The sequence below is a fragment of the Hydrogenophaga sp. RAC07 genome, from assembly GCF_001713375.1.
Taxonomy (GTDB): domain Bacteria; phylum Pseudomonadota; class Gammaproteobacteria; order Burkholderiales; family Burkholderiaceae_C; genus Hydrogenophaga.
The window spans coordinates 4,543,246-4,569,381 of the sequence record NZ_CP016449.1 but is presented as its reverse complement, the minus strand read 5'-3'; the positions used below and the strand labels follow the sequence as shown (position 1 = coordinate 4,569,381).

General features: G+C 64.7%; 30 protein-coding genes. 5 read left to right on the top strand and 25 right to left on the bottom strand.

Features of this window, described 5'->3' with window-relative positions; translation table 11 throughout:
* Positions 1–60: 60 nt before the first annotated feature.
* The 9 genes from fusA to BSY239_RS21300 form a co-directional block, all read right to left on the bottom strand.
* A complete protein-coding gene (gene fusA, locus BSY239_RS21340; RefSeq protein ID WP_069048582.1) occupies positions 61–2,163 on the bottom strand; it encodes an elongation factor G in 2,103 nt (700 codons plus the stop codon).
* A gap of 92 nt (positions 2,164–2,255) precedes the next feature.
* Complete coding sequence (gene rpsG, locus BSY239_RS21335; RefSeq protein ID WP_056266870.1) at positions 2,256–2,726, bottom strand: 30S ribosomal protein S7; 471 nt, start codon at positions 2,724–2,726, stop codon at positions 2,256–2,258.
* Positions 2,727–2,896: 170 nt separating this feature from the next.
* On the bottom strand, positions 2,897–3,274 hold the full coding sequence (gene rpsL, locus BSY239_RS21330; RefSeq protein ID WP_069048581.1) for a 30S ribosomal protein S12: 378 nt from the start codon (positions 3,272–3,274) through the stop codon (positions 2,897–2,899).
* A 115-nt stretch (positions 3,275–3,389) separates the two neighbouring features.
* Positions 3,390–4,571 (bottom strand): D-alanyl-D-alanine carboxypeptidase family protein, encoded by a 1,182-nt coding sequence (locus BSY239_RS21325; protein WP_069048580.1) that lies wholly within the window; start codon positions 4,569–4,571, stop codon positions 3,390–3,392.
* A gap of 44 nt (positions 4,572–4,615) precedes the next feature.
* Positions 4,616–5,239 carry an alpha/beta hydrolase gene (locus BSY239_RS21320; protein ID WP_069048579.1) on the bottom strand — a complete coding sequence of 208 codons (624 nt, stop codon included), beginning with the start codon at positions 5,237–5,239 and terminating at the stop codon, positions 4,616–4,618.
* A 34-nt stretch (positions 5,240–5,273) separates the two neighbouring features.
* Complete coding sequence (locus BSY239_RS21315; RefSeq protein ID WP_069048578.1) at positions 5,274–5,612, bottom strand: (2Fe-2S) ferredoxin domain-containing protein; 339 nt, start codon at positions 5,610–5,612, stop codon at positions 5,274–5,276.
* 10 nt (positions 5,613–5,622) lie between these two features.
* Positions 5,623–6,732: a VanZ family protein gene (locus BSY239_RS21310; protein ID WP_335583412.1), complete on the bottom strand. Its 1,110-nt coding sequence runs from the start codon at positions 6,730–6,732 to the stop codon at positions 5,623–5,625.
* Between the two features lie 4 nt (positions 6,733–6,736).
* Positions 6,737–7,165, bottom strand: a complete 429-nt coding sequence (locus BSY239_RS21305; RefSeq protein ID WP_069048577.1) for a CopD family protein — start codon at positions 7,163–7,165, stop codon at positions 6,737–6,739.
* A gap of 275 nt (positions 7,166–7,440) precedes the next feature.
* Positions 7,441–8,565: a hypothetical protein gene (locus BSY239_RS21300; RefSeq protein ID WP_069048576.1), complete on the bottom strand. Its 1,125-nt coding sequence runs from the start codon at positions 8,563–8,565 to the stop codon at positions 7,441–7,443.
* Positions 8,566–8,849: 284 nt separating this feature from the next.
* Here BSY239_RS21300 and hemB point away from each other — a divergent pair, with 284 nt between their 5' ends.
* Both hemB and BSY239_RS21290 read left to right on the top strand, forming a co-directional pair.
* Positions 8,850–9,851 (top strand): porphobilinogen synthase, encoded by a 1,002-nt coding sequence (gene hemB, locus BSY239_RS21295; protein WP_069048575.1) that lies wholly within the window; start codon positions 8,850–8,852, stop codon positions 9,849–9,851.
* A gap of 10 nt (positions 9,852–9,861) precedes the next feature.
* Positions 9,862–10,974 (top strand): magnesium transporter CorA family protein, encoded by a 1,113-nt coding sequence (locus BSY239_RS21290; protein ID WP_069048574.1) that lies wholly within the window; start codon positions 9,862–9,864, stop codon positions 10,972–10,974.
* Positions 10,975–10,978: 4 nt separating this feature from the next.
* Here BSY239_RS21290 and BSY239_RS21285 read toward each other — a convergent pair whose 3' ends face one another.
* The 4 genes from BSY239_RS21285 to BSY239_RS21270 are packed head-to-tail and all read right to left on the bottom strand — an operon-like array spanning position 10,979 to position 13,854.
* Entirely contained in the window at positions 10,979–11,629 is a 651-nt protein-coding gene (locus BSY239_RS21285) for a glutathione S-transferase family protein (RefSeq protein ID WP_069048573.1), read from the bottom strand.
* Positions 11,626–12,531: an amidohydrolase gene (locus tag BSY239_RS21280; RefSeq protein WP_069048572.1), complete on the bottom strand. Its 906-nt coding sequence runs from the start codon at positions 12,529–12,531 to the stop codon at positions 11,626–11,628. The genes BSY239_RS21285 and BSY239_RS21280 overlap by 4 nt, the downstream gene beginning before the upstream one ends.
* Positions 12,532–12,535: 4 nt before the next feature.
* Complete coding sequence (locus tag BSY239_RS21275) at positions 12,536–13,225, bottom strand: dienelactone hydrolase family protein (protein WP_069048571.1); 690 nt, start codon at positions 13,223–13,225, stop codon at positions 12,536–12,538.
* Between the two features lie 29 nt (positions 13,226–13,254).
* A complete protein-coding gene (locus BSY239_RS21270; protein ID WP_069048570.1) occupies positions 13,255–13,854 on the bottom strand; it encodes a 2-hydroxychromene-2-carboxylate isomerase in 600 nt (199 codons plus the stop codon).
* Between the two features lie 84 nt (positions 13,855–13,938).
* On the opposite strand from BSY239_RS21270, the gene BSY239_RS21265 reads away from it, so the two are divergent.
* From BSY239_RS21265 to BSY239_RS21255, 3 genes are read left to right on the top strand one after another with little or no spacing between them, the layout of a single operon-like run.
* Positions 13,939–14,697 carry an SDR family oxidoreductase gene (locus BSY239_RS21265; RefSeq protein ID WP_069048569.1) on the top strand — a complete coding sequence of 253 codons (759 nt, stop codon included), beginning with the start codon at positions 13,939–13,941 and terminating at the stop codon, positions 14,695–14,697.
* A gap of 2 nt (positions 14,698–14,699) precedes the next feature.
* Positions 14,700–15,182, top strand: a complete 483-nt coding sequence (locus BSY239_RS21260) for a MaoC family dehydratase (protein ID WP_069048568.1) — start codon at positions 14,700–14,702, stop codon at positions 15,180–15,182.
* 57 nt (positions 15,183–15,239) lie between these two features.
* Positions 15,240–15,860 (top strand): MarC family protein, encoded by a 621-nt coding sequence (locus BSY239_RS21255; RefSeq protein WP_069048567.1) that lies wholly within the window; start codon positions 15,240–15,242, stop codon positions 15,858–15,860.
* 13 nt (positions 15,861–15,873) lie between these two features.
* On the opposite strand, the gene BSY239_RS21250 is transcribed toward BSY239_RS21255, so the two are convergent.
* The 12 genes from BSY239_RS21250 to hpaR form a co-directional block, all read right to left on the bottom strand.
* Positions 15,874–17,205 carry a HipA domain-containing protein gene (locus BSY239_RS21250; RefSeq protein ID WP_069048566.1) on the bottom strand — a complete coding sequence of 444 codons (1,332 nt, stop codon included), beginning with the start codon at positions 17,203–17,205 and terminating at the stop codon, positions 15,874–15,876.
* Positions 17,202–17,495, bottom strand: a complete 294-nt coding sequence (locus BSY239_RS21245) for a helix-turn-helix domain-containing protein (protein ID WP_069048565.1) — start codon at positions 17,493–17,495, stop codon at positions 17,202–17,204. The genes BSY239_RS21250 and BSY239_RS21245 overlap by 4 nt, the downstream gene beginning before the upstream one ends.
* A 143-nt stretch (positions 17,496–17,638) precedes the next feature.
* A complete protein-coding gene (locus BSY239_RS21240; RefSeq protein ID WP_069048564.1) occupies positions 17,639–18,637 on the bottom strand; it encodes a 2-dehydropantoate 2-reductase in 999 nt (332 codons plus the stop codon).
* A 4-nt stretch (positions 18,638–18,641) separates the two neighbouring features.
* Positions 18,642–19,436, bottom strand: coding sequence for a class II aldolase/adducin family protein (locus tag BSY239_RS21235; RefSeq protein ID WP_069048563.1), 795 nt, complete (start codon positions 19,434–19,436; stop codon positions 18,642–18,644).
* A gap of 12 nt (positions 19,437–19,448) precedes the next feature.
* Positions 19,449–20,276 (bottom strand): aldolase/citrate lyase family protein, encoded by an 828-nt coding sequence (locus BSY239_RS21230; protein ID WP_069048562.1) that lies wholly within the window; start codon positions 20,274–20,276, stop codon positions 19,449–19,451.
* Between the two features lie 9 nt (positions 20,277–20,285).
* Positions 20,286–21,113: a 2-oxo-hept-4-ene-1,7-dioate hydratase gene (hpaH, locus tag BSY239_RS21225; protein ID WP_069048561.1), complete on the bottom strand. Its 828-nt coding sequence runs from the start codon at positions 21,111–21,113 to the stop codon at positions 20,286–20,288.
* Positions 21,114–21,131: 18 nt separating this feature from the next.
* Complete coding sequence (locus tag BSY239_RS21220; protein WP_069048560.1) at positions 21,132–21,578, bottom strand: 5-carboxymethyl-2-hydroxymuconate isomerase; 447 nt, start codon at positions 21,576–21,578, stop codon at positions 21,132–21,134.
* Between the two features lie 5 nt (positions 21,579–21,583).
* Positions 21,584–22,507, bottom strand: coding sequence for a 3,4-dihydroxyphenylacetate 2,3-dioxygenase (hpaD, locus tag BSY239_RS21215; protein ID WP_069048559.1), 924 nt, complete (start codon positions 22,505–22,507; stop codon positions 21,584–21,586).
* A gap of 191 nt (positions 22,508–22,698) precedes the next feature.
* The gene (gene hpaE / locus BSY239_RS21210) at positions 22,699–24,168 is read right to left on the bottom strand and encodes a 5-carboxymethyl-2-hydroxymuconate semialdehyde dehydrogenase (protein ID WP_069048558.1); all 1,470 of its coding nucleotides are present in this window, start codon (positions 24,166–24,168) and stop codon (positions 22,699–22,701) included.
* On the bottom strand, positions 24,165–24,944 hold the full coding sequence (locus BSY239_RS21205; RefSeq protein ID WP_069048557.1) for a fumarylacetoacetate hydrolase family protein: 780 nt from the start codon (positions 24,942–24,944) through the stop codon (positions 24,165–24,167). Before BSY239_RS21205 ends, hpaE begins: the two co-directional genes overlap by 4 nt.
* 10 nt (positions 24,945–24,954) lie before the next feature.
* Positions 24,955–25,602: a fumarylacetoacetate hydrolase family protein gene (locus BSY239_RS21200; RefSeq protein ID WP_069048556.1), complete on the bottom strand. Its 648-nt coding sequence runs from the start codon at positions 25,600–25,602 to the stop codon at positions 24,955–24,957.
* A complete protein-coding gene (gene hpaR, locus BSY239_RS21195) occupies positions 25,599–26,081 on the bottom strand; it encodes a homoprotocatechuate degradation operon regulator HpaR (protein ID WP_069048555.1) in 483 nt (160 codons plus the stop codon). The genes BSY239_RS21200 and hpaR overlap by 4 nt, the downstream gene beginning before the upstream one ends.
* Positions 26,082–26,136: the final 55 nt, after the last annotated feature.

Sequence of the window (26,136 nt, the reverse complement as noted above, 5' to 3'; positions counted from 1 at the left end):
AGACCGGCTAAAACTGTCTTGACCGAGGGCAGACCACTTGCGTGACCCACCCTCACGTCCTTACTTGGCGCGTGCTGCAACGATGGCTTCGGCCACGTTGCGCGGTGCTTCGGCGTAGTGCTTGAATTCCATCGAGTACGTGGCGCGGCCTTGCGACATCGAACGCAGGGTCGTGGAGTAGCCGAACATCTCGGACAGGGGCACTTCTGCCTTGATGGCTTTGCCGCCACCGACCATGTCTTCCATGCCCTGCACCATGCCGCGACGGCTGGACAGATCGCCCATCACGTTGCCGGCGTAGTCTTCAGGCGTCTCCACTTCCACGGCCATCATGGGCTCGAGGATCACCGGGCTGGCCTTGCGGCAGCCTTCCTTGAAACCAAAGATGGCAGCCATCTTGAAGGCCATTTCGGAAGAGTCCACATCGTGGTATGAACCGAAGTGCAGGGTGACCTTGACGTCCACCACCGGGTAACCGGCGAGCACGCCTGTGGTCAGCGCTTCGATCACGCCCTTTTCCACCGCGGGGATGTACTCGCGTGGCACCACGCCGCCCTTGATGGCGTCGACGAACTCGAAACCTTTGCCGGCTTCGTTGGGTTCGATCTTGAACACGACGTGACCGTACTGGCCCTTGCCGCCCGACTGGCGAACAAACTTGCCTTCGGAGTCTTCCACCGTTTTGCGGATGGTTTCGCGGTAGGCCACCTGAGGCTTGCCCACGTTGGCTTCCACGCCGAATTCGCGCTTCATGCGGTCCACCAGAATTTCCAGGTGGAGCTCGCCCATGCCGGCGATGATGGTCTGACCCGATTCTTCGTCGGTCTTGACGCGGAACGAAGGATCTTCAGCGGCCAGGCGCTGCAGGGCAATGCCCATTTTCTCCTGGTCTGCTTTGGTCTTGGGTTCCACGGCCTGCGCGATCACGGGCTCGGGGAACACCATGCGCTCGAGCATGATGATCGCGTCGGGATCGCACAGGGTTTCGCCCGTGGTCACGTCTTTCAGACCCACGCAGGCAGCGATGTCGCCGGCGCGAATTTCTTCGACTTCCTGGCGGTTGTTGGCGTGCATCTGAACAATACGGCCGATGCGCTCTTTCTTGCCCTTGATGGGGTTGTAGACGCTGTCGCCCTTTTTCATGACGCCGGAATACACACGCACGAACGTGAGCTGGCCCACGTACGGGTCGGTCATGAGCTTGAATGCCAGAGCAGAGAACTTCTCGTTGTCATCGGCCTTGCGGGTCGTGACTTCTTCGTCATCGTCCGTGCCCTTGACGTCGGCGATGTCCACTGGCGACGGCATGAGTTCGATCACGGCGTCCAGCATGCGCTGCACACCCTTGTTCTTGAACGCGGTACCGCACAGCATCGGCTGGATCTCGACCGCCAGCGTGCGCACGCGCAGGCCGTGGGTGATCTCTTCCTCGGTAAGGTCGCCCTCTTCGAGGTATTTGTTCATCAGCTCTTCGGACGCTTCAGCAGCGGCCTCGACCATCTTCTCGCGCCAGATCTTGGCGGTCTCGAGCAGCTCGGCCGGGATCTCCTGGAACTCGAACTTCATGCCTTGCGAAGCCTCGTCCCAGATGATGGCTTTCATTTTGCGCAGGTCCACCACGCCGGTGAAGTTTTCCTCGGCGCCGATCGGAATTACGATCGGCACGGGGTTGGCTTTCAGGCGCAGCTTCATCTGCTCAACGACCTTGAAGAAGTTGGCACCGGTGCGGTCCATCTTGTTCACGAAGGCCAGACGTGGCACTTTGTACTTGTTGGCCTGGCGCCAGACGGTTTCCGACTGGGGCTGCACGCCACCCACGGCGCAATACACCATGCAGGCGCCGTCCAGCACGCGCATGGAACGCTCCACCTCAATGGTGAAGTCCACGTGGCCGGGGGTGTCGATGATGTTGATGCGGTGCTCGGGGAAGGACATGTCCATGCCCTTCCAGAAACAGGTCGTGGCAGCCGAGGTGATCGTGATGCCGCGCTCCTGCTCCTGCTCCATCCAGTCCATGGTGGCCGCGCCATCGTGAACTTCACCGATCTTGTGGTTCACACCGGTGTAGAACAGGATGCGTTCGGTGGTGGTGGTCTTGCCGGCATCGATGTGCGCGGAAATACCAATGTTGCGATAGCGCTCAAGGGGCGTGATGCGGGACATGGAAATACTCCGAAAAGGGATCGAGCCCGCCACCCTTGAAACAAGGGACGCGGGCTCTCGGTACTGGATGCTCTAAAGGGCGGAGGCCCGGATCAGAAGCGGAAGTGGCTGAAGGCCTTGTTGGCCTCGGCCATGCGGTGGACTTCATCGCGCTTTTTCATGGCGCCGCCACGGCCTTCGGTGGCTTCAATCAGTTCGTTTGCCAGGCGCAACGCCATGGACTTTTCGCTGCGCTTGCGCGCGGCTTCCTTGATCCAGCGCATGGACAGCGCCAGACGACGGACAGGGCGCACTTCAACGGGCACCTGGTAGTTGGCACCACCCACGCGGCGGGACTTCACTTCCACCATGGGCTTGACGTTGTTGATGGCCACCGAGAAGATTTCGACCGGGTCTTTGCCGCTCTTCTTCTCGATCTGCTCCAGCGCGCCATAAATGATGCGCTCGGCGACAGCTTTCTTGCCGCCTTCCATGATCACGTTCATGAACTTGGAGAGCTCGACATTGCCGAACTTGGGATCCGGCAGGATTTCACGTTTAGGGACTTCGCGACGACGTGGCATTTTTTCACCTCATATTGCTTCAGTTGGCACCTTGGCAGGTACCGCGGAGGTCATTGGAACCCCCACTTACTCGACCCACACGGACAATTCCGCGCTTCGGGTCACTACGCTGATTCACCGCGCCACGCGGTAAACAGCACCTTGAATTCGAACCAGGCTCAGCGCCAGGATTACTTGACTTTGGGCTTCTTCGCGCCGTACTTGGAGCGCGACTGCTTGCGGTCTTTCACGCCTTGCAAATCGAGCGATCCACGCACGATGTGATAACGCACACCAGGCAAGTCCTTGACACGACCACCGCGAACCAGCACGACGCTGTGTTCCTGGAGGTTGTGGCCTTCGCCGCCGATGTAGGAAATCACCTCAAAACCGTTGGTCAGGCGCACTTTGGCGACTTTACGCAGAGCGGAGTTGGGCTTCTTGGGGGTCGTGGTGTACACACGGGTGCACACACCGCGACGCTGCGGAGAGTTTTCCATGGCCGGGCTCTTGGATTTGGTCTTTTCGACCTCCCGGCCGTGGCGCACGAGTTGATTGATGGTTGGCATTGAAAACGTCCCTAAACGTTTGAAAAAAGCGAAAACGGAAAGCTCTTCGGAAAATTCCGAAAAGCCCGCTAATGTAGCACGGGGGTGGCTCCCTGGCAATGCAGGGGCCGGTGCCTTACTGAATCCAGAGACGGATGGCGTCCCAGGCGCGGCCGAAGACGCCGCTTTCTTCCACGGTTTCCATGACGACGAGTGGGATCTCGGCCACGGTAGCGCCGCTGGCCATGGTCACGCGCAGCGTGCCGAGCGCTTCACCGCGGTTGAGCGGAGCGACCAGCGGATCGGGGCGCAGCACCTCGGTTTTCAGGCGAGCGCCTTCACCCGCAGGCACCGACACCACCACACCCTCGGCGCGGCCCAGCTTGACCTGCTCGGCCTTGCCCTTCCAGATGCGGGGTGTGGCCACCGGCTGACCGGCGGGGAACAGGCGTACGGCGTCAAACGCGGTGTAGCCCCAGTTCAACAGCTTCTGGGTCTCGGCGGCCCGGGCGTTTTCGCTGGTGGCACCCAGCAAGACGCTGATCAGGCGCCGCTGGCCCTGTGCTCCTTCTCCCAAACCGGCCACCTGACGGCGCGCCGTGGCCACCAGGCAGTAGCCGGCAGCGTTCGTGTGCCCGGTCTTCAGGCCGTCCACGCTGGGGTCGCGAAACAGCAGCAGGTTGCGGTTGGTGTCGTTGGTTGCCGGCGTGCCGGGGTAGCGGTAGCGCTGGATCGAGTAGTACGGCACGTACTGCGGGAAGTCCGTCATCAGGCGATTGGCCAGGATGGACAGGTCGCGTGCGGTGGTGGTGTGCCCGGCTTCGGTCAGACCTTCTGTGTTGCGGTAGCCGGTCGATTTCATGCCCAGCGACTTGGCCTGCACGTTCATGAGTTCCACGAAACGCTCCACAGAACCCGCCACGCCCTCGGCGAGCGCCACGGTGGCGTCGTTGCCCGACTGCACGATCATGCCCTTGATCAGGTCTTCCACCGGCACCTGCATCTTGGGGTCGATGAACATGCGCGAACCGGGCATTTTCCAGGCTCGCTCACTCACGCCAAACGTCTGCGTGAGGCTGATCTTGCCGGCCTTGAGGGCGTCAAAAACGATGTAGGCCGTCATCAGCTTGGTCAAGGATGCGGGCTCCACCGACTGGTCCGGGTTCATCGAGGCCAGCACCTGACCGGACGTGACGTCCATCAACAGGTAGGCCTTGGCCGCCACATCGGGGGGCTGGGGCATCTGGGCCGATGCGGGCAACACCGAGCCGGCGAGCAGAAAGGCGGAAACAAGAAAAGAAGAAAAACGACGCAACAAAATCCGGTCCTTGGAAGGGAATCAAAAGAAACCTGCGTGGCCCTTCAGGCTCGCAGGTGGCGCAGCACCAGCTCACGCAACATCGGAAGCTGGCCATGAAAGAAATGACCACCGCCCGGCACCACCGTCACGGGCAGCACCTGGGGTCGGGCCCAGTCCATCACGCTGGGCAGGGGAACAGTATCGTCCTGCTCACCATGAACGACCAGGGTTCTGGTGTGGAGTTCCGCGGGCACGGCAGCGACTTCAAAACGACTGGCCGCCGTGCCGATCAACACGAGACGCTGGATGTCGCGCGATGTGTGCAGGCGAGCGGCTGCGTGGCTGGTGACGAAAGCACCGAAAGAAAAGCCGGCGAGGCACAGCGGGCCTTCGCTGGCCTGGGCTGCAACCACGGCCAGCAAGTCGTCGAGTTCGCCGCGCCCTTCGTCGTACACCCCCTCGCTGGCGCCCACACCCCTGAAATTGAAACGGACGGCGGTCCAGCCGGACAAGACGCAGGCCCGCGCCAGCGTCTGCACCACCTTGTTGGTGAGTGTGCCGCCGTGCAGGGGATGGGGATGTGCAATGACCGCCGAGCCCCGGGGCGCAGTTTCGGGGCGGTCGATGGCCAACTCGATCAGGCCCGCAGGGCCCGCCATGGTCAGCATTTCGGTCTGGGCATTCATGTCGGATCACCTCGGCTCATGCCGGCTCAATGGGTCAGCGCCCCACATCGGAGGGCGTTACCAGACGCTGCACCACGACACCATCGCGCAGGTGGGATTGGACGATCTCGTCGATGTCCTGTTCGTCCACATAGGTGTACCAAACCGCCTCCGGGTAGACCACGGCGATCGGCCCGCCCGCGCAGCGGTCGAGGCATCCCGCCTTGTTCACTCGCACCTTGCCTGCGCCGAGCAGCCCCTGTGCCTTGGCTTGCGACTTGCACCGATCGAACGCGGCTTGCGCCTTGTGCTGTGCACAAGAGGCTTCTCCGTTGTCCCGCTGGTTGAGGCAAAAGAAGATGTGACGTTCGTAATAAGACTTGTTGTCGGCCATACAAAGGATTTTAGGTGGTGCCTGTGGGCGCAGTGCTTGGGCGGGACACCGACAGCAGGCCAAAGACGAGCGCGGCAAAGGGCCACAACCAGCCCAACCATTGGGACAGACCGTGGAAACGGATGAAACGGCCTTGCTCCCAGACCTCCAGTGATTGGGCGAAATAGGGGCTGAGCGGCGCGTCATTGAGCAGGCTCAGCGACACCGCCAAGCACAGCAGCATGACCACATTGCACAGCCGGCGCGGCATGACCACACAAAGCACTCCCAAGACCAGGGCCAGGACCAGTCCGAGTTGCGCCTGGGGCGTGAGCCAGGCCCAGGCGTGGTCAGGACCGTAGGTCAGTGCGGCCGACAAGCCCGCCACCGCCACGGCGCCGCCGACGAGCAAGCCACAAAACACCAGCCGACGTACCCGCGAGCGCATCTCGGCATAGCCCATGAGCAAGGGAGCCAGCACACACAGGCCGATGCAGAAGGCCTCGGTCAGCAGGCTCAAGGGTGCCGGCTCCGTCTCGCGAACAGGCACCCAGGCCAGAAACGGCGTGTCCGTCAACAGCGTGGTCAGACCGGATTCCACACGGTCCCAGACCTGCCCCAAGCCAAACGGGACGGGTTGGGGATACAGCAATGCAAACGGCCACAGCGCCAACAGCACCAGCCCGCCATGGGCCGAGGGTTCGAACCAGTTCGCCCGGATCTGGCTCCAGCGGCGCAAGGCGCCCAGCCGCTCGATCAGCAACGCCAACATGACCCCGAGCGCAGCGCCGACAGCGTTCAGTGCCAAGTCCACATTGGACGGCACACGCATGGGGAGGTAGCTCTGCAAGGTCTCCACCAGCAGCGACAGCAACACCGGAAGGCCCCAAGCCACGAGCCAGGTCCCGCGTCCCTGATCCGACCGCCGCAGGGCAAGCGCCAGCAAAAAACCCAGCGGCGCGTAGCCCACCAGGTTGGCGGCGATGTCAAAGCCGGTCCAGTACTGGGGCAGCGGCGCCTGCAGGAAGGCCAGCGGGACCACGCCCTGATCGCGCCAGCCAGTGAACGGGTACAGGCTGGCATACACCACCATGCCGGCGAACACGAACGCCAGCGGCCAGGCGGAGGAGCGTGCTTTCAAAGCATCAAAATGGTTTGACGACCACCAGGATCACCGCGATCACCAGCAGGATCACGGGCGCCTCGTTGAACCAGCGGTACCAGACATGGTTGCGGCGGTTGGCGCCCTGAGAGAACCGCTTGAGCATCACGCCGCAGGTGTGGTGGTATGCCAATGCCAGCAAGACGATCACGAGCTTGGCGTGCATCCAGCCGTTGCCCGCACCCAGGCCGATGCCGTAGCCCAGCCAGAGCCACAAGCCGAGCGCAAGCGCCGGCACGGCCAGCAGGCTGGTGAAGCGCATCAGCTTGCGCGCCATGAGAAGCAAGCGCTCACGTTCGGCCACGCTCTCCGGCGGCACCATGGCCAGGTTCACGAAGATCCTCGGCAGATAGAAAAGGCCCGCGAACCAGCTGGCCACGAAGACGATGTGAAAGGATTTGACCCAAAGCATGGGGGCAGTGTAGCCCCGCGTTTCCCGGGCGCAGGGTCGTTCTGCCAGCGCGAGCGGCCCGCGGCAGGACAAAAAAAACCCGGCCAGTTGGGCCGGGTTGGGAAGCCTTTTTGCTGTCACACACTAAGGCGCCCGCTCAGGGAGGAAAAGCGGGGAGCCACCTTTCGGCAGCCCGCCGTAATCGTACACCAATCAACTCGGATATCCAACTTTGACCTGTCAGATCTGACAGTGGTCCCGCAAGAAAGTCACAAAGAATGATGTTGGAAAACCGCCTACATCATCTTGGCGAGTTCGAACATGACCGCCGTGCCCAGCGCTTCGCGAATGTTGCCGCGACCCACCTTGGCCATGGAGAGCTCGCCAAACCCGGACATGTCGAACGAACTGTCGTCGGGCGAGATCTCCAGAAACGGGAACTCGTACACCTCGCGCAGCAGTTCGCGACGGAACGACTCGAACGCATCGCCCCTGATCTCCGAGTCCACGATGATCAGGTTCGGCATGCGGCTTCGGACCGCTTCACGGGCTTGCTCAAAATTGACCACGCTGTCGGACAACACGCCGATCTCGCGCAGCGCGTCGCGCACGTCGGCACGGATCTGCAGCGCAGGAGACACCGTCAGCACATAGATGCCGGAGAGGGACTTGAACATCGACGAATGATCGTCGGAGAGTTCGACCGCCGAGATGCCGTCCACCGCCTGCACCGTGCGCGTGAACATGGCCGTGAAGCTCACCCCTTCGTCGCTGATTTCGCGATCGATCTCGATGCCGCCGGCGGTCTGGGCGATCTGGCGGATGAGCACCCAGCTCAGGCTGTCAAGCATGGCCGAGCTCGAAGGCGGCACACCGTCGTTGGACACGCGAACCTGCAGCCGGGCATGTTTGGGCCAGGCGTTCATGTCCATGCGCACGTCGATGCGGCTGCCAAAGGGCAGACCCCAGTCAAGCACCGCGTTGACAAACGCGTACGCCACCGTCGGGTCGATCAGCACCTCCACCGCCTTGAGCTTGCGGCGCAACTCGATGCCGAGCACGCCGAGTTCGCTCTTGCGCTCTTGCAGGATCCCCTCGACCAGCTGCGCCATGTCGACTTTCTCGTGCGACTGGCGGATACGGCCACCATAGAAGCGGTTGATCTGTTGGGTGCTGATCCCGGCCATCTTCAGACGCTCGTTGGGGATGCTCAGCGCGCGGTGCTCCAGCGCCGTGATGCGTTCCTTGGCCAGCAGCAGGTCGATTCCGTTCTGCAGCGAACTCACGCCCACGGTGATCTGGTCGGCCAGGTTGGCCACCAGATCCGGCCAATGCTGGTCGAGCGACCAAGGTTGTTCGGCGGTGCTGCCCGGCTTCGCGGCTGCAGAAGCGCTGGCATGGTTCTTTTTGACGGACTGCATGGATCGGTGAACAGGTTCGGTGAGGCGGGAATGCGTGTTGTGCTGCTAGCGGCTTGAGGATGCGCCGAGCAGTCAAAAGCGTTCAAATGGCGGCGCACAAGGACTGTGGCTTGAAATTATCACCACCGGCACAGGAGGAACCGTGGGGAGGTATCAATCATTTCTTCTTACCGTGGAGTTCAACACAATGCCGCCACCTTTCGGATGGCCGAGGCCGTTCGCCGATCCCTCGACAGCGACGGCAGCGACACACGCAATGCCTGGCCGTTTGCCACAATAGGCCGATGCACAACCCCGCCCCCTACCCCTTCAGCCGCCCCCGTCGCCTGCGCCGGGACCCGTTCACCCGCGATCTGGTGCGCGAACATCGGTTGACGCCGGCCGATCTGATCTACCCGGTGTTCGTGCTCGACGGCGCGGGTCGGCGCGAGGCCGTGGGTTCCATGCCGGGGGTGGAGCGGCTGAGCCTGGACCTGCTGTTGCCCGTGGCCGAAGACTGCGTGGCGCTGGGCATCCCGGTGATGGCGCTGTTCCCGGTGATCGACCAGTCGCTGAAGACGCCCGACGGCCAGGAAGCGCTGAACCCCGACGGTCTGGTGCCGCGCGTGGTGCGTGAGCTGAAGAAACGCTTTCCGCAACTCGGCGTGATGACCGACGTGGCGCTCGACCCCTACACCAGCCATGGCCAGGACGGCCTGCTGGACGACAACAACTACATCCTGAACGACCCCACCGTGGAGATCCTGGTGAAGCAGGCGGTGACGCAGGCGCAGGCGGGTGTGGACATGGTGGCCCCCAGCGACATGATGGACGGGCGCATCGGCGCCATTCGCGCAGCGCTCGAAGCCAACGGCCTGGTGCACACGAAGATCATGGCTTACAGCGCCAAGTACGCCAGTGCCTTCTACGGCCCGTTCCGTGACGCGGTGGGCTCGGCCGCCAACCTGGGCAAAGCCGACAAGAAGGTCTACCAGATGGATCCGGGCAACTCCAACGAGGCCTTGCGGGAGGTGGCGCTGGATCTGGCCGAGGGCGCCGACATGGTGATGGTCAAGCCCGGCATGCCTTACCTGGACATCGTGCGCCGGGTGAAAGACGAGTTCGCCGTGCCCACCTTTGCCTACCAGGTCAGCGGTGAATACGCCATGCTCAAGGCCGCTGCCATCAACGGCTGGCTGGACCACGACGCGGTGATGATGGAGAGCCTGCTGGCCTTCAAGCGCGCCGGCGCCGACGGCGTGCTCACCTACTTCGCGCGCGACGCAGCCCGCTTGCTGCGCGGCTGAGGCACACCCCATGCGCGTCTTCCACATCCAGCCCGGCTCGGTGAGCGAATCGGCAAGCTTGCCGATGGTGTTGCCCGACAAGGGCTACGTGTGGATCGCCTGCGGGCGGCGCGAATTCGAGCTGGAACAAGGCGCGGTGCAGTCCACGCTGCAGGTGTTGTGCGGCATGACGCTGGTGGACCTGCACCTCTCGGACCTGCTCAACAACCAGTTGCCATCGCACTACGACTACACCTCGCAGTACGACATTCTGGTGTTTCGCCGACTGGCCGCTGGCCACAGCGAAACCGATCTGTCCCGCCCCGGCGCCGTGCTCACACAGGCCCCCAAACGCAGCGGCCCGCCGGTTTTGCGGCGCATCGACACCAACCCGGTGGGATTCGCGGTGTTCGACCGCGTGCTGCTGACCGTGCACCCGGCCGGCTGCCTGGTGCTCGACCAATACGCGTCGCGTCTGCTGGCGGCCTCCACCGCCGCTTCCCGCGCGGCCGGCGTGCACCTGCCACCCAGCCCGGCCGACCTGATGTTGCGCATCGTCAACCAGATGGTGGACGGCTACCTGGAGTTGCGACGCGAACTCACGCGCCAGCTCGACCACTGGCAGGCCGAGCTGCTGCACCCCAAGGCGCGCTTCAGCAACTGGGGTTCGTTGCTGGACGCGCGCATCTCGCTGCACCAGCTCGACGAGATCTGTGAAGACCAGCGTTCGGCCGTTCAGGACTGGATCGAGGCGCTGGCCACCTGGGAGCCCACCGAACACAACGGCGGCCTGCGCGGCCTGGAGCTGCTCAAGGTGCGCTCGCGCGACGTGCTCGAACACATCGAGCGCGTGGTGCACCATGTGCGCCGGCTGGAGCAAAACGCGGAGACCGCGGTGCAGATGCACTTCTCGGCCCAGAGCAACCGCACCAACGACATCATGCGCACGCTCACGGCACTCACCGCCATCTTCCTGCCGCTGAACCTGATCGCCGGCATTTTCGGCATGAACTTCCAGTTCATTCCGCTGCTGCACCAGCAGACCGGTTTCTGGTGGGCCATCGGCTCCATGGTTCTGACCGCCGCGGTGCTGGGCGTGCTGTTCTGGCGCAAGCGTTACCTGGTGCGCTCGTCGGGACGTTGATCGATCACACGAAGGGCTCGGTCAGCCCCTCGTTGGCCAATGCGCGGCGCACCGCAGGCCGTTCCAGCACGCGCCGCAGGTACGCACCGAGGTGCTCGCGCTCGCGCGCGGCGCCACTGGAGAAGTGGCGCGTCCAGCGGCACAGCGTGAACACGTAAGCATCGAGCAGCGAATGGGACTCGCCCAACAACCACGGGCCGCCATGGCGCGCCAGTTCGGCATCGAGCTGATCAAGCAGCACCCCGACACGGTGCTTGGCCGCGGCCTTGACGTCGGCCTCACCGGTGGCACCACCCCCGTTCACCCAGCGGTGCGGATAGAAATAGGCGAGCAACGTGGCCTGCAGGGTGTTGGTCAGCCACATCAACCATTTGTAGGCATGGGCACGCTCGGCCGTGCCCAGCGCCGGCATGAGCTTCGCCTGAGGATGCGTGTCGCTCAGGTGCAGGCAGATCGCGGCGGTCTCGTAGAGCACCAGATCACCATCCACCAGCACCGGGATCAAGCCGTTGGGGTTGAGCGCCCGGTAGGCCGGCGAGTCGAGCGCGCCGTGTTCGCGGTCCACCAGCACGCGCTCGTAAGGCACGCCCAGTTCTTCGAGCAGGATGTGCGGCACCATGGCCGCGGTGCTGGGAAAGAAATGGAGCTGGATCACCGCGAAGCGGGCTCGGCCACGCCAAACAGCTGTGCGCCGTTGTCCCATGCAATGCGCCGCGCCACATCGGCCGGCAGGCCGCCGAGCCAGGTGCGGTAACCCTGCATGAGCTCGCCGTAGTACTGCCAGCGCTGGTTGACCCAGGTGTCGGAGCCGATCATGAAACGGTCGGGGTACTTGAGCAGCAGCGCGCGCCACTCGGGACAGAGCTGGCCGTCGGCGCAGGCGAGACCCGGGCGGTAGGAGAGTTCGCCCATCAACTTCGGATACCTGGCGAAGAGTTCGTCCACGCGGGCCGCAGGCGTGCCACCGATTCCCGTGTGCGCCCAGATCAGGCGCATCTTCTGGCCCTTGGACGGCGTGTTCGCCATCAGCAGATCAATCGCCACATCGTCCACATGCGCCAGGATGGCGAGGTCTTTCGCCTCGGCCAGCGCCATCAGCTGTTTCGCCACCGGACCGTTGGCGTTCGCGCTGTCGTACAGGTGGAACTCACCCAGGCCACGGTACGGCCCGGCCGGCGTGCCACGCGCCAGCTCGGTGTTCACCATCTCCACGATGGTGGGGTCGCGGAACCAGTTGCTGTAATCGGCACGGTTGCGATACAGGCGCATGAAAGGCACCACGGTGACGCCGGCGGCGCGGGTCTGTTCGCGCGCGGAGGCCAACACCTTGGTCCCGTCGTTGGGCCGCGAGTTGGCGACGATGGCGCGCACGCCACTCTTCTGCATGCGCTCCAGCACGTCGGCCATCGGGTGCGGGCAACCCGGCGCCGGCGTGTCGTGGGTGCAGGCCTCGTCGTTGTAGTGCAGGTGGGCGTCGAACAGCGGTCCGCTGTAGTCGGCCGCAGTGGCGGCCGAGCAGACCGCCATCAGGACGCTGAGCAGACCGGCCCGCAGCATGGCGTCAGCCGACGTGCTTGGCAAAGAAAGCCAGCGTGCGTTCGCGCGCGAGCTTGGCGGCGGCTTCGTTGTACGAGCCTCGTTGGTCGCAGTTGAAGCCGTGGTTGGCGGCGTACACGTGCACCTCCACGTCCGGCTGTGCCTTCTTGAAGACCTCCACCGTGTCCATTGGAATCCAGTGGTCCTGGTCGCCAAAATGCACCATCACCGGCACGGTCGGTTCGCGCGCCGCTTCGGCCGCCGCCGTCATGCCGCCACCGTAATAGGGCACTGCGGCGGACAAACCCTGCAGCGTGCAGGCCGCGCGCCAGGTCAGCAGACCGCCCCAGCAGTAACCGACGATGCCGACCTTGCCGGCCTGTGCCGCGTGGTCGATGGCGGCCTGGATGTCGGCCATCACGCCGGGCGCGGGCAAGCCCTCCACGGCGGTCTTGAAGCCGAAACCGGTGCCCATGTCGGCCTCGGTGTAGCCCAGCTCCACACCAGGCTGCACCCGGTGGAAGGTGGCGGGTGCAACCACGAAGTAGCCCTCGGCCGCGTAACCGTCGGCCACCGAGCGGATGTGCGAGTTCACGCCGAAGATTTCCTGCAGCACCACCAGCCCGCCTTTGGCTTTGGGGTTGCCTGCAGGTCCTGCAACGTAGGCCGCAAATGGGGTGCCGTCGGCGGCCTTGAGTTCGATCATGTGTCCCATGGAATGGCTCCTGTTGTCGGTTGAAAGAATCAGGTGCGCAGCTTGCGCGCCACAAAATCGAGCCGGTCCTGGCCCCAGAACAGCTCGCCGCCAATCACGTAACTCGGAGCGCCGAACACGCTGGCGTCGATCGCCGCCTGTGTCTGCTCGTCGTAGCGCGCCTGCACATCAGGCTGCTGAGCCTGCGCCAGGCGCGCAGCGTCCAGGCCGCATTCTGCGAGCAACTCGGCCAGAACGTCCATGGAAGCAATATCACGCTCTTGCGCCCACACCGCTGCGGTGACCGCCCCGGTCAGCTTCATCGCGGCGTCGGAGCCGTCGTGCATGGCCACCGCGGTGATCAGGCGCGCGGCGGGATCGCCCGCCACCGGAAAGAAGCGTGGCTCGGGATTCAGAGGCACACCAAGCGCTTCGCTGAAGCGGCGCAACTCCAGCAGGCGGTAGGCCTGCCGCTGCGGCGCGCGCTTGGGCAGCGGCAGGCCGCCCGAGATTGGAAAGATCTTTCCGAGGTCCATGGGCAGCACGCGCACTGCCGAGCCGGTCTCGCGCACCAGGGCTGCAAAACGCTCCTGACCGAGGTAGGTCCAGGGGCTCTGCGGGGCAAAAAAGTAGTCGACTGTGTGACGCATGGCGGTCTCCTCGTGCTGTTGTAATGGCCGTGGTGGCGAGCCCGTGTTGTACGCGATGCCACCACTTTCTGCAGGAGGCGGGTTATGGACAAAGCGAGCGGGCGGGTGCTTCTGGTCACTGGCGGCGGGCGCGGCATCGGCGCTGCCACCGCGCGGCTGGCGGCATCACAAGGCTGGGCGGTGGCGGTGAACTACACCGCGAATTCGCTGGCCGCCGACGAGGTGGTGCGCGGCATCCGCGAGTTGGGTGGCACGGCCATCACGGTGCAGGCCGACGTGGCCGATGAAGCGCAGGTGATGGCCATGTTCCAGAAGATCGACGCCAAGCTCGGGCGCCTGAGTGGCCTGGTCAACAACGCCGGCGTGGTCGACGTGAGCGCACGGGTGGACGAGATGAGCCTGGCGCGTATCAAGCGCATGTTCGACATCAACGTGATCGGCTCGATGCTGTGCGCGCGCGAAGCGGTGCGCCGCATGAGCACGAAGCACGGCGGAGAAGGCGGCGCCATCGTCAACGTGTCCAGCGCCGCGTCGCGCCTGGGCTCGCCCGGTCAGTATGTGGACTACGCCGCGGCCAAGGGCGCCATCGACGCCTTCACCATCGGCCTGGCCAAGGAAGTGGCCGCCGAAGGCATCCGCGTGAACGCGGTGCGCCCCGGTTTGATCGAGACTGAGATCCATGCCTCGGGTGGCCTGCCCACCCGGGTGCGCGACCTGCAGCACCTGGTGCCCATGCAACGCGGCGGCACGGCCGACGAGGTGGCGCAGGCGATCGTGTGGCTGCTGTCGGACGCGGCGAGTTACACCACCATGAGTTTGTTGGACGTGTCCGGAGGACGCTAAAAATGACCCCTGACATCAAGTACTGGTGGGAAGACCTGGTCGTCGGCGAGACCCGCGCCCTCGGCACCATCACCCCGACCGAAGAAGAAACGATCGCCTTCGCGCGCCAGTTCGACCCGCAGCCGTTTCACCTCGACCACGACGCCGCCAAGGCCTCCGTGTTCGGCGCGCTGAGTGCCAGCGGCTGGCACACCTGCGCCATGGCCATGCGGCTGATGGTGACCAACTTCCTGAGTGAGAGCTCCAGCCTGGGTTCGCCTGGCCTGGAGAGCCTGAAGTGGCTCAAGCCGGTGTTTCCCGGCGACACCTTGCGCCTGCAACACACCATCCTGGAAAAACGCCCCATGAGCAAACGCCTGGACGTGGGCCTGGTGCGCACCAGCTGGGAGATGTTCAACCAGCACGGGGACAAGGTGCTGTTCATGGAAGGCTACGGCATGTTCCGCCGTCGTGAACCAGGCCGGGCCTCCGAACCCAGCGCCTGAACCTTTCGACCACCCCAAGGCAAGCGGCCGGGCCTGCTTGCCCCCACAATCCAGCCCATGGATTTCAAGCCGCTCATCACCCTGCTGGCCATCGTCAACCCGCTGGCGATCGTGCCTTTTTTCATCCACTACACGCAGGGGTTCAGCCGCAGGCAGCGCCAGCGAACGGTCTTGATTTCCTCGATCAGCGCGTTTTCCGTCATCGCCATCTGCGCGCTGATCGGTCTGCAGATCCTGGAGTTCTTCGGCATCTCGCTGGCGAGTTTTCAGGTGGGCGGCGGCATGCTGCTGCTGACCTCGGCGCTGTCCATGCTCAATGCTCAACCAGCCGAAGCCAAGACCAACGAGCTGGAGGTGAACGACGCGTCGGCCCGCGCCTCGATCGCCGTGGTGCCGCTGACCATCCCGCTGCTCACGGGCCCCGCCACCATGTCCACCGTGGTGATCTACGCCGACCAGGCCAAGACTTTTTTCCAGCACGCTGCGCTGGTGGGCTACGGCGTGGTGATCGCGCTGGCCACGGCCATCTGCTTCACGCTGGCCGAGCCGATCGCGCGCTTTCTGGGGCAGACCGGCATCAACGTGATGACGCGCCTGATGGGGCTGATCCTGGCGGCCCTGTCCGTGGAGGTCATGGCCACGGGCCTGGTCAAACTGTTTCCGGCGTTGTTGGGCTGAACTTTGGCAGTGCTCACACCGCCCGCTTGATCATGTCCGCAATCACGAGTTTTCGCACCCCGCGCAACAGGTGCGCCTCTGCGCCCTGAATGGTGCGCATGGCCTCAAGATGGGCTGACACCGCCTTGACCGCCTCGAACTCGCGCTCCATCACGGTCAGAAGTGCGTCTGCGGCCAATGGCATCTGGTGGACCATCTTCGCCACCTCACGGGCCGATGCGGCGGGCGCCAGTCCCAGCGCAACCCCGGTCTTGACCAGCTTGGCGCGCGTGACGTCGCCAAACACGGCCGCATCCACGATGGGGATGGCCAGCGGCTCGTTCGGCCAGATCGCTTGGTCGCCCGCGTACATGCGTGCGTGGTAAACGGCGGTGCACAGAAGGTCGTAGAACGGCGCGATCTGGACGCCCTCCTGGCTCACCAGGAACGAGATGTTCTTGAGGTGGCTGTCCGAGTTGCCCACCAAGGTGTTGAAGAGCAACCAGCGAAACAACGCCATCCGTGCTGCCGCCTTTGAGCGGCACAGGTTGATCAGGCGTATCAGCGTTTCGAGGCTGGCATTTCTGTATTTGAAGACCGAGGGTTGGTCCAGCAACTGGCAAGCATCTATGGCGTGCTTGCGCGCCCACGTCTTCGCCTCGGTGTCCCAGATACGGTCGAACCGCTCGATGATGTAGACCGGCTCGGGAAGGTACAGGCGATGCACCCCGGGTACGTTCAGGCCCAACTGGTGCGCCAGGCGCATGGTGAAGGTTTCGTTGACGACCGAATGCGGGTATTGCTCGGATCGGCTGTTGGGTTTGAGGATATGCGAGGAAGCACTGGCCCCCCAAGGCTCACGCAGCTCCCCGGTCCCGGGATTGAACAAAACCACCATCTTGTGCTGGGCACCAGCCAGCGACATGCGTTTGGGTGATCTGGAACCGAGAGAAACCCGCGGCAGGTTCTGGATCCTGGCGGAAAGTTCTTCGGTACTCAAGGCCTGATCACCCCGCTCCGGCTCCGGACCACCAGGAGGCAGCAACAGGAGGGAGCCGGCCGATTCAGCGCCCAGCCGCTCCAGCAACCCAAAGGCGTCACCGACCCCGATGTGTTGCTCCTTGCTGAGCAGCTCGCGCATCTGCTCTTCGGGCAGCAGGTTGTCGAAGTACCACTGGACCGTTCGTTGGGTTGAGCCGTCGCGCAGGCGCTGCGCCGACAAGGGCATCGCTGGCGACAGTGGGAATGTATCCAAGGCCTTGACCCAGCCTTCGTCGTAGACCCAGGACCAGATGCCGTCTTGCTCCAGCAGCGAGCCGATCACACGGCCGTTGGAGGACACAGAAAGGCTGCGCTCGATGCTCATGCGCCAGTCTTTCCACGACCTGGCGAGGATTTCAGGCCCTTCTCCCGCAACTCGTCGAGCCGGGCCAACGCCTCGCGCGGAATGTCGATGTTCAGCTGAATACCCAACTCATCAAGCACCTTCAGCACCAGGCCAAAGTGCACGGTCTCCTTGCCACGCTCGACGTCCCGCAGGAACACGTGGCCAACGCCCGCGCTGCCAGCGGTGTCGTCCTGGCGCAAACCTTGTTGCTTGCGGACGGCACGAATCGCCATGCCGAGGTCGGAGACGGCGCGAATGGGGATTTGCATGACAGCCTTAAATCGATGGGTTGCCATCGATTTTGACTTTACAAGCTCAGCGGGTCAAGAAATCGATGCGATGCAATCGATTCTATTTCGGGGCCAGATCCTGATTCCGAAAAACGAACCGAACTATTCGATTTTTGACTTATTCACTGCGGGTAGAGCCCCAGCGTCTGCGCCTGCAGCCGCGACAGCCCGAGCAACGCATCGGTGAACGGCGTGGGCACGCCGGTGAGTTGACCGAGTTCGCGCACCACGGTCACCAGCGCGTCGAGCTCCACCGGCTTCTTGGCCTGCACGTCCTGCAGCATCGAGGTCTTGAACGCACCGAGCTTGAGCGTGACCGCGTGGCGGTCTTCGGGTTGTTGGTCGATCGGGATGCCGATCTTCGCGCCGATCGCCTTGGCTTCCAGCATGACGCTGCTGATGAAGCCGCGCACGAGTTCGTCACCCAGGATGCGGTCGGTGGTGGCGCCCGTGAGCGCGCTCACCGGGTTCACCGTCATGTTGCCCCAGAGCTTGTACCAGACGTCTTTCTGGATCTGCGGCGACACGCTGGCGTTGAGCCCGGCGCGGCGCAACAGCTCGGCCAGCGCGGACACGCGCTCGCTGGCTTCGCCCGAGGGCTCGCCGATGATCAGGCCGTTGCCGAAGTGGTGGCGGATCACGCCCGGCGCATCCACCGAACAGCTGGCGTGCACCACACCACCGATCACGTTGCGCGCGGGAATGGCGCGGTCGATCACGCCCGTGGGGTCCACGGATTGCAGCCGGGTGCCGGCGCGCTCGCCGCCAAATCCGTTGAAGAACCACCAGGGCACACCGTTCATGGCGGTGAGCACCATGGTGTGGCGGCCGATCAGGGGGGCGATGCTGCGCGCCACATCGGCCAATGCCGGGGCCTTCACGGCCACGATCACCAGATCTTGCACCCCGAGCGCCACCGCGCTGCTGGAGGCCTCCACCGGCGCGCCGATGAGGCGCCCGTTCTCGTGCAGTTGCAAGCCTTCGCGCTGCAGTGCGGCGAGCGTGTCGCCCCGGGCCAGCGCGCTGACGATGCAGCCGGTGTGCGAGAGCAGCACACCCAGCCAGCCGCCGATGGCACCGGCGCCGACGATGGCAACACGCTGGAAATCCGGATGGCTCAAACGTTCACTCCAGGTAGCTGCTGTCCAGGCGGTTCACCTGCCTCACCAGCGCGTCGAACACGTCACGGCCTGCGCCGTGGTTGGGGCTGAACTGTAGCGCGTCGCGTGTGCATCTCGCAGCAATGGCTTCAGGCACCGGAATCGCGGCCGCGGCACCGCCCATGCTGAAGGTGGCCAGCTGGATTTCGCAGGCGCGCTGCAGCGTCCACAGGATGGCAAAGGTCTGTGGCACGGTGGCTCCCCAGGCCAGCAGGCCGTGGTTGCGCAGGATCACAGCGGGTTTGTCGCCCATGCTTTTGAGCAGGCGCGGCGCTTCGCCGGCGTGGATGGTGATGCCTTCGAAGTCGTGGTACGCCAGCATGCCGTGCAGCTGCGCGGTGTAGAAGTTGGTCTGCTGCAGGCCGTCTTTGAGGCAGGCCACGGCCACACCGGCGGTCGTGTGGGTGTGCATCACGCAGTGCGCGCCGGGCAGGCTGTCGTGGACGGCAGCGTGCACGGTGAACCCGGCCGGGTTGACGCGGTGGGTGGAGCCGCCGAGCACCTCGCCCTGGAGGTTGATCTTGACCAGGTTGCTCGCCGTGACCTCGCTGTAGTGCAAGCCAAACGGGTTGATGAGGAATTGCTTCTCACCACCCGCCACCGCGTCGGGCAACCGCAGCGTGATGTGGTTGTAGATCATCTCCGTCCACCCCAGCATGGCAAACACGCGGTAGCAGGCGGCGAGCTCCAGGCGCGCGGCCCATTCATCGGGGTGCATGCCGGGCGGGAGCACGGTGGTGGCGCGCAGCGTGGCGTTCATGACAAGTCTCCTTCAGTAGGTGTTGGGGCCGGTGGCGGCCGGGCCTTTGAACTGCGCCAGCAACTGCGAAGCGCCCGAGGCCAGCAGCAGGGTATCGGCGCCCACGGCCACGAACAGTGCGCCTGCGGCAAGCCACTGTTTCGCGCCCGCTTCGGTGGTGGCCAGGATGCCGGGCGCCTTGCCGGCAGCGCGGATGCGTTGCACGCCATCGGCAATGACGGCCTGCACATCCGGGTGCGCCGCATTGCCAGGGTGGCCCATGGAGGCGCTGAGGTCGGCCGGGCCGATGAAGACACCGTCCACCCCGGGCGTGGCGGCGATCGCGTCGAGGTTTTTCATGGCCTCCACCGTTTCGGCCTGCACCAGCACACAGACCTGGTCGTTGGCCTCGTGAACGTAACGCGCGTGCGCCTGCCAGCGCGAAGCCCGCGCCAGCGCGCTGCCCATGCCGCGGATGCCGGCAGGGGCGTAGCGTGTGGCCTTGACGACCAGCTCGGCTTGCGCGGCCGTGTCGATCATGGGCACCAGCAAGGTCTGCGCGCCGATGTCGAGGTACTGCTTGATGAGGGCCACGCCCACGTCGCCCGTGCCCACCGGCACGCGCACGATGGCGTGTGAGCGGGCGTCGCCAAACGCGTGCTGCGCGCTGGCCACCGCCTGCAACTGCGCCAGCGTGTTGCGCACGTCGTTGGGCGCGTGTTCGCCGTCGATCAGCAGCCAGTCATAGCCGATGCCGGCCAGCAGCTCGGTGCTGTAAGCGCTGGCCAATGCGGCCCACAGGCCGATCTGCGGTGTGCCGGCGGCGAGCGCCTGTTTGAAGGTGTTGATGGGGGTGTGCATGGGATTCACTCAGACGAACTTGAACTTCAGGCACCCGAGCGGGCCGTAGTCGGCCTCGAACAGGTCACCCGCCTTCGCGGCCACGGGCCGCGTGAACGAACCGGCCAGCACGATCTGGCCCGCGCGCAGCGACTCGCCCCAGGGCGCGAGCTTGTGCGCCAGCCAGGCAATACCGATGGCGGGATGGCCCTGCACACCGGCGGCGAGGCCCGTTTCTTCCACCACGTCGTTTTGCTTGAGCACGGCGCCGCACCACGCCAGGTCGGTGGTGAGCGGGTCGGCGTGGTAGCGCTCATCGCCCGCACCGAGCACGATGCCGGCGTTGGCCGCGTTGTCGCTGATGGTGTCGAACACCTTGCGCATGGCCTTGGTGTGCCGGTCGAACTGCTCGATGCGCGCGTCGATGATCTCGATGGCCGGCGTCACGTACTCGGTGGCGTTGAGCACATCGGCCACCGTCACGTCCGTGCCCTTGAGCGGTGCCTTGAGCACGAAGGCGAGTTCAACCTCCACGCGCGGTGCAATGAATCGGCTGGCGGGGATCTCCAGCACCTGGCCGGCCGGCGCGGTGAACAGCATGCTCTGCAGCAAGGTGCCGAAGTCGGGTTCGTCGATCTGGCTGGCCATCTGCATGGCGCGGCTGGTGAGGCCGATCTTGTGGCCGATGACCTTGTTGCCGCCGGCCACCTGCAACGCGACCCAGGCACGGCCGACGCGGTAACCGTCTTCGATGGTCATGCCGGGGTAGCGCTTGGAGAAGTGCTCCAGCGCCGTGCGGGTCTTCTCCGCGTGGTCGAGTTCGGCGGCGAGTTGCTGGATGAGGGTGTCGTCGAACATGGTGTCCTTGTTGAGCGGTCAGCCCCGGGCGAACAGCGGGTGAATGGAGCTGTTCTTGGCGTCGAACACCTCGTGGCCCTCGTCCACCTGCACCGTGATGCCGATGGGGCGTGCGGCGAGTTGCGCCGCAAAGTTCGTTTTGACGCAGGCCTGCAAGGCGTCACCCACGCGCTGGTGCGTGAGGGCGCTGCGGCCCTTGGCCATGCGCACGTTCATGTAGACAAACGCGTAGTCGCTGCCGAGGCCGGCGGCCTTGCCGGCCGCACCACCGTCGGCGATGGCGCTGTGAGCGGCCGGGTAGGCCAGCACGCGCGTGCCACCCGTGGGGAAGACCTGTTGGTCGGCCTCGTCACGCACGGCGAGCATGGCGTCGCACAGGGCCCGGCAGAGGCGGCCCATGTCGATGCCACCTTCCGGTTCGGGCTTGTCGAGGTTGGGGGTGTAGAGGATGACAAGGTGGGGCATGGTGGTCAGAGTCGGGAGACGGATTGGTAGCCCTGCGCAGCCGAAGCCTGTGCAGCGGGAATGGCGGCGCCGGTCTGTGGCATGACGGGGAACACGGCGTTGATCTGGCCGGTGCCGGACGCGCCGAAGTAGGGCGTGATGACCTCGGCCTGGCCTTCGTACTCGCTCCAGCCGAGCGCGCCCAGCATCATGGCAGTGTCGTGCATGAAGCCTTCGCCGTGGCCCTTGGCCGCGTACTCGGGCAGCATCTCGCAAAAGGCTTTCCACTCGCCCTGTTCCCACATCTGCACGACGCGGCGGTCGAGCGTTTCGAGAAAGGGGCTCCATATCTTGAAGGCGAAATCAGGCGCCAGACCGTTCTGTGCAAAACGGTGGCTGAGGCTGCCGCTGGCGAGGAACGCGACGGTGCCGTCGTAGTGGTCTTCCACGGCGCGGCGCATGGCCCAGCCCAGGCGCACGCTGTCGTTGAGGTAATGGGCCTGGCACAGCGCAGAAACCGAGATGGCTTTGAAGTGCTGGTCGGCGTTCATGTAGCGCATGGGCACCAGCGTGCCGTACTCGGGGCCGAGGGTGGTGGCGTGGTGGGCCAGGGTTTCCACACCGTGCTCGTTGCAAACCTGGGCGAGCAGTTGGCCCAGTGCGGGGTTGCCGGGGATCTCGAACGGCAGGTTGCTGATGAAGTGCGGCAGTTCGTTGCTGGTGTAGCGGCCTTCAAAGTGCGGTGCGCAGTTGAGGTGGTAGCTGGCGTTGACGAGCCAGTGGGTGTCGAAGACGACGATGGTGTCCACCCCGAGTTCTCGGCAGCGCCGGCTGATCTCCTTGTGGCCGTCGATGGCGTCCTGTCTTGTGCCTTTTCTGGGTCCGTCGAGTTCGCTGAGGTACATCGAGGGGACGTGGGTGACTTTGGCTACGAGGGCTAGTTTTCCCATGTTTTGTTCCTCCTTGCTGCTTGCTGCTTGCTCCGTGGTTTGAAACCCTGGGGCGCCCACCTCCGCGAATGTCCCCCGGGGCCTTCGGCCCCTCCTCCTTGACTTCGCTGCGGTGGACACCCCAGGGTTTCAAACCACTGCGGACCGCGAGTGCGAAAGGAAGAACGCACACACGCAGGAATGAAGGCATTTCAAACCCCCCAATGCGGAATGTGGTGCGACCCGAGCGACACCGCCACGTTCTTCGGCTCCAGAAACACCTCGTAACTCCAGGTGCCACCCTCACGCCCCGTGCCACTCGCCTTGGTGCCGCCAAACGGCTGGCGCAAATCCCGCACGTTCTGCGAATTCACGAAACACATGCCCGCTTCCACCGCCGCCGCCACCCGGTGCGCACGGCCCAGGTTCTCCGTCCACACGTAACTGGAAAGACCGTACTGGATGTCGTTCGCCAGCTCGATCGCATGCGCCTCGTCGCGAAACGGAATGAGGCAGGCGACGGGTCCAAAGATTTCCTCTTGTGCGATGCGCATGCGGTTGTCCACATCGGCGAACACCGTGGGCCACACGTAGTTGCCCCTTGCCACGCGCGACGGCAACTCGGCCGCGTACGAGGGCCGGTCCAGACCGCCACACAAGAGTGTGGCGCCCTCCTTCGGTCCCAGTTCGATGTAGCTGCGCACCTTCGCCAGATGGGCCCGGCTGATCATCGGGCCAACGATGGTCTTCTCATCCAGCGGGTCGCCCACGGTGATGCGCTTCGCGCGCTCGGCGAATTTCTGCGCAAAGTCGGCGTAGATGCTCTGCTGCACCAGGATGCGGCTGCCCGCCGTGCAGCGCTCGCCGTTGTTGCTGAAGATCATGAACACGGCAGCGTCCAGCGCGCGGTCCAGATCGGCGTCGTCAAAGATCACGAACGGACTCTTGCCACCCAGCTCCATGCTGAACTTCTTGAGGCCTGCGCTCTGCACGATGCGGTTGCCGGTGGCGGTGGAGCCGGTGAAGGAAATCGCGCGCACGTCCGGGTGGGCACACAGGGGCTCGCCCGCATCCTTGCCCATGCCGTGCACCACGTTCAACACGCCGGGCGGAATGCCGGCTTCCAGCGCCAGCTCACCCAGGCGCGCGGCGGTGAGCGGGCTGAGCTCGCTCATCTTCAGCACCGCCGTGTTGCCGAAGGCCAGGCAGGGCGCGACCTTCCAGGTGGCGGTCATGAAAGGCACGTTCCACGGGCTGATCAGCGCGCACACGCCCACCGGTTGGAACAGCGTGTAGTTCAGGTGCGTGGGCGTGGGGTAGGTGTGACCGTCCACGCGGGTGCACATCTCGGCGAAGTACGAGAAGTTGTCCGCCGCGCGCGGGATGAGTTGTTTGCCGGTCTGCGCAATCACCTGGCCGCAGTCGTTGGTCTCGGTCTGCGCGATCTCGGGCACGTGGGCCGCGATCAGTTCGCCGAGCTTTCGCATGAGTTTGGCGCGCTCGGTGGCGGGCAGGCCGGCCCACTTGGGGAACGCGTCTTTCGCGGCCTGCACCGCTGCATTGACTTCGTCAACGCCACCCGCGCTGACCTCGGCCAGCACGTCCTGCGTGGCGGGGTTGATCGTTTCGAAGGTAGTGGCGCTGGCCACGGATTGGCCGTTGATGAGGTGCTGGATCGTCATGCGGGTTCGGATGAAGTGATGGTGTTGACCAGGTCGCCGATGCCTTCGATGGACGTGACGATCACGTCGCCGGGCTGGCAGTCGACCACGCCGTCGGGTGTGCCGGTGAGGATCAGGTCGCCGGGTTGCAGGGTCATGAAGGTGCTGAAATACTCGATCAGCGTAGGCACGTCGAAGATCATGTCGCGGGTGTTGCCCTGCTGCGTGACTTGTCCATTGACAGTGGTCTGCAGGGCCAGGTTCATGGGGTCGGGCACGTCGGCCGCGTCCACCAGCCAGGGGCCGATGGGCGTGCAGGTGTCGCGGTTCTTCACGCGCAGGTTGGGCCGGTACCAGTTCTCCAGGTAGTCGCGGATCGCGTAGTCGTTGGCGACGGTGTAGCCCGCCACGAAGTCCAGCGCGTCGGACTTGTTCACGTGTTTGGCCGTGCGGCCGATCACCACCGCGAGTTCACATTCGTAGTGCATGTGTTGCACACCCGGCGGGCGAAGCGTGAAACCCCGGTGGCCGGTGAGGCTGGCCTCGCCTTTGACGAAGGCGAGCGGCTCTACGGGCGCCTTGAACGCGAGTTCCTTCGCGTGGTCGGCGTAGTTCAGGCCGAGCGCGAGGATGGTGCGCGGGCGGGTGGGCGGGTTGGGTGCGAGCGGGGGCAGCCACACGACCTCGTCGAAACCCACGCGCCGGCCTTTGAACGCGGGAGTGAGCAATTCCAGTTGGCCGTCGACCTCCACGGCCTCATGGACCGCGCCGGCCCAGGCGATGCGGGCGTGTTTCATGGCCTCTCCTTCATACCGTCTGCTCCGCGTGGAAGCTGTGCACCGCCGGTTTGAAACCGGTGGCGCTGATCTCCACCGTGTCGCCCGCGTGCACCAGCGGGCGCGTGCCGTCGGGCAAGCAGTCGCTGCCCAGCATCAACACATCACCGGCGCGCAGCGTCATGAATGCGTTGACATCGGCCACCAAGGTGGCGGCGTCGCGCACCAGCTCGGCCAATGCCGTGGTTTGCCGGTGCACGCCGTTGATGCGCAGCTCCAGCTGCAAGCTGGCCAGGCCCTCCAGCCCGCCCAGGCGCTGCAGCGGCACACTTTCGGGACCAACGCCGAAGAAACCGTCCACACAGCGGAACTTCACCGGCGGGCGGTAGTAGCTGTCGTGCACGATGGCCACGTCGTTGAACAGCGCGGCACCCGCCACGCCGGTGGCGCCCATCACCAGCCCGAGCGCGGCGGCCACCGCCACCGGTTGGCCCGGAGGCAAGGGGATGCTGTGACCCGCAGCGGTGAAGGTGTTGGCGGTCTTGATGTAGAGCACGGGTGCGCTCGGCGGCGCCTTGTACGGCGCCTCGTTCATGCGCGGCGCCCACAGCGCGTGCTCGCGCTGGAAGTTGAGCAGCGTGCCGTAAACCGTGCCTTCGGGCATCCAGTGGGTGTTCATTCGGTGTCCTCCTCCGCTGGCTCGACGTCGACCGGCAACTCCAGCGCGATCACGTCGTCGAGCAACACATACAGCTGCGCCAGCCGCGCCTTGCCCAGGCGCTCTTCCATCCAGGCGTAGTGCGCTTCGATGGTGCTGGACAGGCGCTTGACCAGCTTGAGCCCGGCGGGCGTGGCGCGCACCACGGTGCGGCGGGCATCCTGCGGGCAGCGGCCACGCGCGATCAAACCGTCGCGCTCCATGCGTGTGAGCACGCCGGTGAGGCTGGGCCCGAGCAGAAACGCCTCACGGGCCACCCGGCCGGTCTCCACACCACCGGGCAGGCGCGCGTGTTCGCCGAGCACGCGCAGCACGCGCCACTGCTGGTCGCTCAAACCGTGCTCACGCAGGCTGGGCCGGGTGTGCAGCATCACGGCCTCGCGCGCCTCGAGCAGCAGGCGCGGCAGGTTGCGGTGGATGAAGGGGGTGGTCTCGCTCATTTAGTTAACATGTTAAATGAATGCGGTGTTACACCTTTGAGGGTTTACCCGGCCG